Source organism: Limnohabitans sp. (genome assembly GCF_030158565.1).
Taxonomy (GTDB): Bacteria; Pseudomonadota; Gammaproteobacteria; order Burkholderiales; family Burkholderiaceae_C; genus Limnohabitans_A.
The window spans coordinates 139,247-146,388 of record NZ_JAOASQ010000046.1 but is presented as its reverse complement, the minus strand read 5'-3'; the positions used below and the strand labels follow the sequence as shown (position 1 = coordinate 146,388).

General features: G+C 59.2%; 7 protein-coding genes. 4 read left to right on the top strand and 3 right to left on the bottom strand.

From position 1 onward, the window contains the following. The 3 genes from Q1W40_RS10540 to dnaA form a co-directional block, all read right to left on the bottom strand. Positions 1–1,541, bottom strand: a 1,541-nt coding sequence (locus Q1W40_RS10540) for a DNA gyrase subunit B (RefSeq protein ID WP_300711640.1), incomplete at its 3' end; no start/stop codon positions are given. A gap of 92 nt (positions 1,542–1,633) precedes the next feature. Beyond that, positions 1,634–2,743, bottom strand: coding sequence for a DNA polymerase III subunit beta (dnaN, locus tag Q1W40_RS10535; RefSeq protein ID WP_108323861.1), 1,110 nt, complete (start codon positions 2,741–2,743; stop codon positions 1,634–1,636). Between the two features lie 118 nt (positions 2,744–2,861). Next, positions 2,862–4,262, bottom strand: a complete 1,401-nt coding sequence (gene dnaA / locus Q1W40_RS10530; protein WP_300711636.1) for a chromosomal replication initiator protein DnaA — start codon at positions 4,260–4,262, stop codon at positions 2,862–2,864. Between the two features lie 239 nt (positions 4,263–4,501). Here dnaA and rpmH point away from each other — a divergent pair, with 239 nt between their 5' ends. From rpmH to yidC, 4 genes are all read left to right on the top strand, one after another. Beyond that, the gene (gene rpmH / locus Q1W40_RS10525; RefSeq protein WP_005798102.1) at positions 4,502–4,636 is read left to right on the top strand and encodes a 50S ribosomal protein L34; all 135 of its coding nucleotides are present in this window, start codon (positions 4,502–4,504) and stop codon (positions 4,634–4,636) included. Between the two features lie 67 nt (positions 4,637–4,703). Then, complete coding sequence (locus tag Q1W40_RS10520) at positions 4,704–5,138, top strand: ribonuclease P protein component (protein ID WP_300711634.1); 435 nt, start codon at positions 4,704–4,706, stop codon at positions 5,136–5,138. Beyond that, on the top strand, positions 5,135–5,407 hold the full coding sequence (yidD, locus tag Q1W40_RS10515) for a membrane protein insertion efficiency factor YidD (protein WP_300711632.1): 273 nt from the start codon (positions 5,135–5,137) through the stop codon (positions 5,405–5,407). Before Q1W40_RS10520 ends, yidD begins: the two co-directional genes overlap by 4 nt. Continuing rightward, positions 5,404–7,095: a membrane protein insertase YidC gene (gene yidC, locus Q1W40_RS10510; protein ID WP_300711630.1), complete on the top strand. Its 1,692-nt coding sequence runs from the start codon at positions 5,404–5,406 to the stop codon at positions 7,093–7,095. Before yidD ends, yidC begins: the two co-directional genes overlap by 4 nt. Positions 7,096–7,142: the final 47 nt, after the last annotated feature.

Genomic DNA, 7,142 nt, shown 5'->3' with positions numbered 1-7,142 from the left:
AGCAGCTTTTCGTAGCGGGCTTTTTCGACGTTCAGGATCTTGCCGCGCAGGGGCAAGATGGCCTGGAATTTGCGGTCGCGGCCTTGCTTGGCAGAGCCACCGGCGGAGTCACCCTCGACGATGTAGATTTCGCACAGGGCTGGGTCTTTTTCCTGGCAGTCGGCCAGTTTGCCGGGCAGGCCCATGCCGTCGAGCACGCCTTTGCGGCGCGTCATTTCGCGGGCTTTGCGGGCGGCTTCGCGGGCGCGGGCGGCTTCCACGATCTTGCCGCAGATGATCTTGGCGTCGTTGGGGCGCTCTTCCAGGTAGTCGTTCAGGGCTTTGGCCACGATGTCTTCCACCGGGGCGCGCACTTCACTCGAGACGAGCTTGTCTTTGGTCTGGCTGCTGAATTTTGGCTCGGGCACTTTGACGCTCAGCACGCAGCACAGGCCTTCTCGCATGTCGTCGCCGCTGACTTCGACTTTTTGCTTTTTGGCGATCTCGTTTTTCTCGATGTACTTGGCAATCACGCGGGTCATCGCGGCGCGCAGGCCCGTGAGGTGGGTGCCACCGTCACGCTGCGGAATGTTGTTGGTGAAGCACAGCACCTTCTCGTTGTAGCCGTCGTTCCACTGCATGGCCACTTCCACACCGATGCTGGTGCCGGGGATGCCGCCGTAGCTGTCGGCAGGGCGCTCGCCCATGGCGTGGAAGGCGTTGGGGTGCAGCACCTTTTTGTTGGCATTGATGAAGTCGACAAAGCCCTTGACACCACCGGCGCCCGAGAAGTCGTCTTCCTTGCCGCTGCGTTCGTCTTTCAGGCGGATGCGCACGCCGTTGTTGAGGAACGAGAGTTCGCGCAGGCGCTTGGACAGGATTTCGTAGTGGAAATCGGCGTTCTCGCGAAAGATGTCGTAGTCGGGCAGAAAGTGCACTTCGGTGCCGCGCTTCTCGGTGTCGCCGGTCACTTTCATGGGCGAGATCTCGACGCCGCTGGCGGTGGTCTCGACGATGCGGTTCTGCACGAAGCCGCGCGCGAACTCGATCTGGTGCATCTTGCCTTCGCGGCGCACGGTCAGGCGCAGCCACTGGCTCAGCGCGTTCACGCAGCTCACGCCCACGCCGTGCAGGCCGCCCGAGACCTTGTAGCTGTTCTGGTTGAACTTGCCGCCGGCGTGCAGCTCGGTCAGCGCGATCTCGGCCGCCGAGCGCTTGGGCTCGTGCTTGTCGTCCATCTTCACGCCGGTGGGGATGCCGCGGCCGTTGTCGGTGACGCTGATGGAGTTGTCCGAGTGGATGGTGACCACGATGTCATCGCAGTGGCCCGCCAATGCTTCGTCGATCGAGTTGTCCACGACTTCGAACACCAGGTGGTGCAAGCCGGTGCCGTCCGATGTGTCACCGATGTACATGCCGGGGCGCTTGCGCACCGCTTCCAGACCTTCGAGGATCTGGATGGAGCCTTCGCCGTAGCCTTCGGATGCGCCCGCCTGGTGGGCGTCGATCTTGGGTTGAACGGTGGTGAAAGACTCTTCGATGGGCTGGTTTTCTTCGGTCATGGTCTGTTTTCTCTGTCGCTTGAATGGCCGAAACCCGCGAGAGGTCGCGGGTTTCGATATGGGGCCTTAAGTGGGCATCAAGGGCTTTGGCCTCAAATGCGCATCGGCATCACCACGTATTTGAAGTTGTCGTTCTCGGGGATCGTGATCAACGCAGAGCTGTTGCCATCGGCCAGATCGATGCGGACCATGTCCTGGCCCATGTTGCTGAGCACATCGATGATGTAGGTGACGTTGAAGCCGATCTCGATGGCGTCACCGCCGTAGTCGATGTCGAGTTCGTCCACGGCTTCTTCCTGCTCGGCGTTGGTGGACGCCACGCGCAAGGTGCCGGGCTCCAGGTTCAGGCGCACGCCTTTGAATTTGTCGCTGGTCAGGATGGCGGTGCGCTGCAGGCACGACAGCAGGGCTTGGCGACCCAGCGTCAGGTTGTTGCGGTGGCCCTTGGGGATCACGCGGTTGTAGTCAGGGAACTTGCCTTCGACCAGCTTGGTCACGAACTCCATGCCGTCAAAGCTGAACTTGGCCTGGTTGTTGGCGAACTGCATCTCGATCGCGCCATCGGCATCAGACAAGAGGCGCTGCATTTCGAGCACGGTCTTGCGCGGCAAGATGACTTCTTGCTTGACGGGCACTTCCACGTCGAGCGTGGCCGATGTGTAAGCCAGGCGGTGACCGTCGGTGGCGACCAGGCTGAGCTTGTTGCCTTCGGCCACAAACAAGATGCCATTGAGGTAGTAACGGATGTCGTGCACGGCCATGGCAAACGAGACCTGACCGAGCAAGGTCTTGAGGGTCTTTTGCGGCACGCTGAACACGGGGCCAAAGCTGGCCGCTTCTTGCACCAGCGGGAAGTCTTCTGCGGGCAAGGTCTGCAAGGTGAACTTGGATTTGCCGCCCTTCAAGATCAACTTGGCTTGCGACGATTCGAGGCTGACGGTTTGGTCCGAAGGCATGGTGCGCAAGATGTCGATCAGCTTGCGTGCGCCCACGGTGGTGGTGAAGTCGCCGGGGTCGCCGTCCATCTCGGTGGTGGTGCGGATCTGGATTTCGAGGTCGCTGGTGGTCAGCTGCACGGCATGACCGGTTTTGCGGATCAGCACGTTGGCCAGCACCGGCAAGGTGTGACGACGTTCCACAATGCCCGACACGGATTGCAGTACCGACAGCAATTTGTCTTGGGTGGCCTTCAGGACGATCATTTGTCTACCTTTGGTGGTTTTTCAAGCTTCAGCCCTGGGGGCTGGGGTTAGAGGGTCAACAGACGACATTTTCGCCTGTTTTTGGGTGCTTTTGAGGGGCATCGGCGCGATTGCTTCATCAGCCCTTGAGGGTCTGCTCCAGCACGTGCAATTGTTGGTTCAGCTCGGTCAGCTGCTGGCGTTCGCCGTTGATCTTGCGCACGGCATGCAAAACCGTGGTGTGGTCGCGGCCGCCAAACAGCTCACCGATCTCGGGCAGGCTTTTTTGGGTCAGCTCTTTGGCCAGGTACATGGCGATCTGACGCGGACGGGCAATGCTGGCCGGGCGCTTCTTGCTGTACATGTCGGCGACCTTGATCTTGTAGTAGTCGGCCACCGTCTTCTGGATGTTCTCAACGCTGATTTGGCGGTTCTGGATCGACAGCAAATCGCGCAACGCATCACGGGCCAGCTGGATGGAGATTTCCTTCTGGTTGAAGCGCGAATAGGCCAGGATTTTGCGCAGCGCGCCTTCGAGCTCGCGCACGTTGGAGCGCACGTTTTTGGCCACAAAAAATGCCACCTCTTCGGGCATTTCACTGCCTTCGCTGATGGCTTTGTTGATCAAAATCGCCACGCGCATTTCCAGCTCGGGCGGCTCGATGGCCACCGTCAGACCGGAGTCAAAACGCGAGACCAAGCGCTCGTGGATGTCGGCCAGGCCCTTGGGGTAGGTGTCGCTGGTCATCACGATGTGCGACTTTTTGGCCAGCAAGGCCTCAAAGGCATTGAAGAATTCTTCTTGCGTGCGGTCCTTGTTCGCAAAGAACTGCACATCGTCGATCAAGAGCAAATCGAGCGAGTGGTAGTGGTGCTTGAACTCGTCAAAAGTCTTGCGCTGGTAGGCTTTAACCACATCCGACACAAACTGTTCAGCGTGGATGTACAGAACCTTGGCCTCGGGGCGATCGGCCAGCAACTTGTTGCCAATGGCGTGCATCAGGTGGGTCTTGCCCAGACCGACGCCGCCGTAGATGAACAAGGGGTTGTACAGGTGCCCGGGCTGGCCCGCCACGTGCATGGCCGCAGCACGCGCCATGCGGTTGGCCGTGCCTTCGACCAAGGTGTCAAAGGTCAAGGCGGAATTCAGGCGACTGCGGAAGGTGTTGAGCACCGGTTCGTCGGCCGCTTCCAGCACCTCGGGGGCATTTTCCATCGAGGAAGGCGTGGACTGACGAACAGGCTTGACGCCAGCCTCGCGCGGAGTGATCGCTAACTCAATTTGAACTGGATGACCTTGCAGGTTCTCCAGGATGCCCGACAGGCGGCTGGCATATTGCGCACGAATCCAGTCCAACTTGAAGCGGTTCGCCACGAACAAAGTGACGCGTTGCTGGTCTTCGGAAACGTTGGCGGTCAGTGGTTTGATCCAGGTGTTGAGCTGCTGCTCTGGCAGCTCACGGGACAGCTCGTCCACGCAAGCGAGCCACAGTGCCTGACCTGCATCCATCTGGATTTCTGGGGAGGATCCCTCGGACATGTTGTATTTGTTTTTGTGGATAGAGAAGAAGAAAAACGGCAGGACAGCTGACTTTATCAAGAGCTTATCCACAATCGCAAAAGCAACTGGAAGACCATCATAAACCACATCAACTGGATTTGGATGCGGGGGATCCCGAAAGCTTAAAACAAGGCCGATTTGCCGCGAGCCCGAAAGTTTGCGATAATCTTGGGTTTCGCCCAACGCAGCTTTATGGCATTGGGCACAAAGGAAGAGTTATGAAACGCACCTACCAACCATCCAAAACACGCCGCGCCCGTACCCACGGTTTTCTGGTTCGCATGAAAACCCGTGGCGGCCGTGCCGTGATCAACGCACGCCGCGCCAAGGGCCGCAAACGTCTGGCTGTCTAATGTCCATCCGGCCGTCTGGCCGTGGCCTTGTGTCACTGCTGACGGTTCATGCCGGGGCCTGGTCATCGTGCAGCGTTTAAAAACACGCCCACAATTTCAGGCCGCCCTGGCTGGTGGCACGGTCTCGCGTACAGCGCATTTTGCGTTGCACCGCCTGAGCTTGACTGCACCGACAACCTCTTTGGCACAAGCCGATTCCATCGGGCCTGCACCCTCACCGGAGCAGGCCCTTTTTGACTTGCCTGACGTCTGGCTGGGGGCCATGGTGCCCAAACGCTGGGCGCGCCGTGCCGTGACGCGCAACACCATCAAACGCCAGATCTATACCGTGAGCCAACGCTTTGGCGACCGGTTGCCAGTGGCGGCGCATGTGGTGCGCCTGCGCACGGGGTTTGACCGCAAGCAATTCATCAGCGCGACATCTGAACAGCTCAAACTGGCCGTTCGGCTGGAGCTGGAACAGTTGTTTGAACGCGCCAGCCGCAAGGAAGAAATGGCATGATCAAGCGCTTGCTGATGGGCATGGTTCGGGGCTACCGCCTGGTGCTGAGCCCTTGGCTGGGATCGGCTTGCCGATTTGAGCCCACTTGCTCGGCGTATGCCTTGCAGGCGCTGGATCGCCATGGTGCAGCTGCTGGCAGCTACCTGACCGTTCACCGCCTGATGCGTTGCCATCCGTGGTGCGCTGGTGGCAACGACCCCATTCCCGAACAGGCGCCTCGCCTGTTCACGGCTTTGTTTTCCCCTACTTCGTCAAAGAAGACTTCATGAACGATATCCGTCGCACCATCCTCTGGGTGATTTTTGGCTTCTCCATGGTCCTGCTGTGGGACGCGTGGCAGGTCCACAACGGCCAGAAAGCCACCTTCTTCCCCAAACCCGGCGCAGCCCAGGTCGCGGCGGCCCCTTCTGGCACAGCCAGCACCGCCAATGGTGTGCCCACGGCGTCTGCGCCTGTGGCCACTGCGGCCGCAGCCACGCCGGGCCAGGTGCCAGCAGGCCCGGCCACCGCCAGCCCCAGCGAGCAAATCGAAGTCAGCACCGATGTGCTGAAACTGCGTTTTGACACCGAAGGCGGCACGCTCACACGCAGCGTGTTCACACAACACAACGACATGGTCGATGCGAAGAAGCCTTTTGTTTTACTCGATCAAAGCAGCGAGCGGGTTTACACCGCCCAAACCGGCCTGATCGGTGGCAACTTCCCAACCCACAAGAGCGCCATGCGCTTTTCGGGTGAGAAAAGCCTGAAAGACGGCCAGAACGAATTGACCCTGCGCTTCGAGTCCGATGTGCAAAACGGCGTGAAGCTGGTCAAGACCTACACCCTGCAACGCGGCAGCTACGCCATCGGCGTGAAGCACGAAGTGATCAACACCGGCACCGCCGCTGTGTCGCCCCAGCTTTACCTGCAGTTGGTGCGCGATGGCAACAAGCCCGCTGGCGAGTCTTCTTTCTATTCCACCTTCACCGGTCCTGCGGTTTACACCGAAGCCAAGAAATACAACAAGGTGGAGTTCAGCGACATCGAAAAGAACAAGGCCGAGATCGACAAGACTTCGCCTAACGGTTACGTGGCCATGGTGCAGCACTACTTTGCTTCGGCTTGGCTGCTGGGCGAGGGCATCAACCGCGAAAACTTCGTGCGCAAGGTCGACAACAACCTGTATGCCGTCGGCATGATCACCCCCTTGGCCGATGTGGCCCCCGGTCAGTCCAAAAGCGTGAGCTCGCAATTGTTTGTGGGCCCTCAAGAAGAAAAGGTCCTCGAAGCTTTGGCTCCTGGCCTGGACCTCTTGAAGGATTACGGCTGGTTGGCCATGTTGTCCAAGCCTTTGTACTGGCTGCTGGACAAGCTGTTTGGCTTCATCCAGAACTGGGGCTGGTCGATTGTGGCGCTGGTGCTGCTGCTCAAGATTGCTTTCTACTGGCTCAACGCCAAGGCCTACTCCAGCATGGCCAAGATGAAAGCCATCAACCCCAAGATCATGGAAATGCGCGAACGCCTCAAGGGCGACCCGCAAAAGATGCAGCAGGAGATGATGAAGATCTACCGCGAAGAAAAGGTCAACCCCATGGGTGGCTGCTTCCCGATCATGATCCAGATTCCCGTGTTCATCGCGCTGTACTGGGTGCTGCTGTCCACTGTCGAGATGCGCAACGCCCCTTGGGTGGGTTGGATCCACGACCTGTCGGCGCCGGACCCCTTCTTCATTTTGCCCATCGTGATGACGCTCACCACCTTGCTGCAAACGGCGCTCAACCCCGCGCCGCCAGACCCGATGCAAGCGAAGATGATGTGGATCATGCCGCTGGTGTTCAGCGTGATGTTCTTCTTCTTCCCTGCAGGCCTGGTGCTGTACTGGATCACCAACAACGTGCTCTCGATTGCACAGCAGTGGATCATCAACACCCGCATGGGCGTGCCACCGCAGTTCAATCTGCCCAAGTTCAAGTAACACCCACTGAGGTCATGCCGGACTAGCCAGATCTGTCATGCCGGACT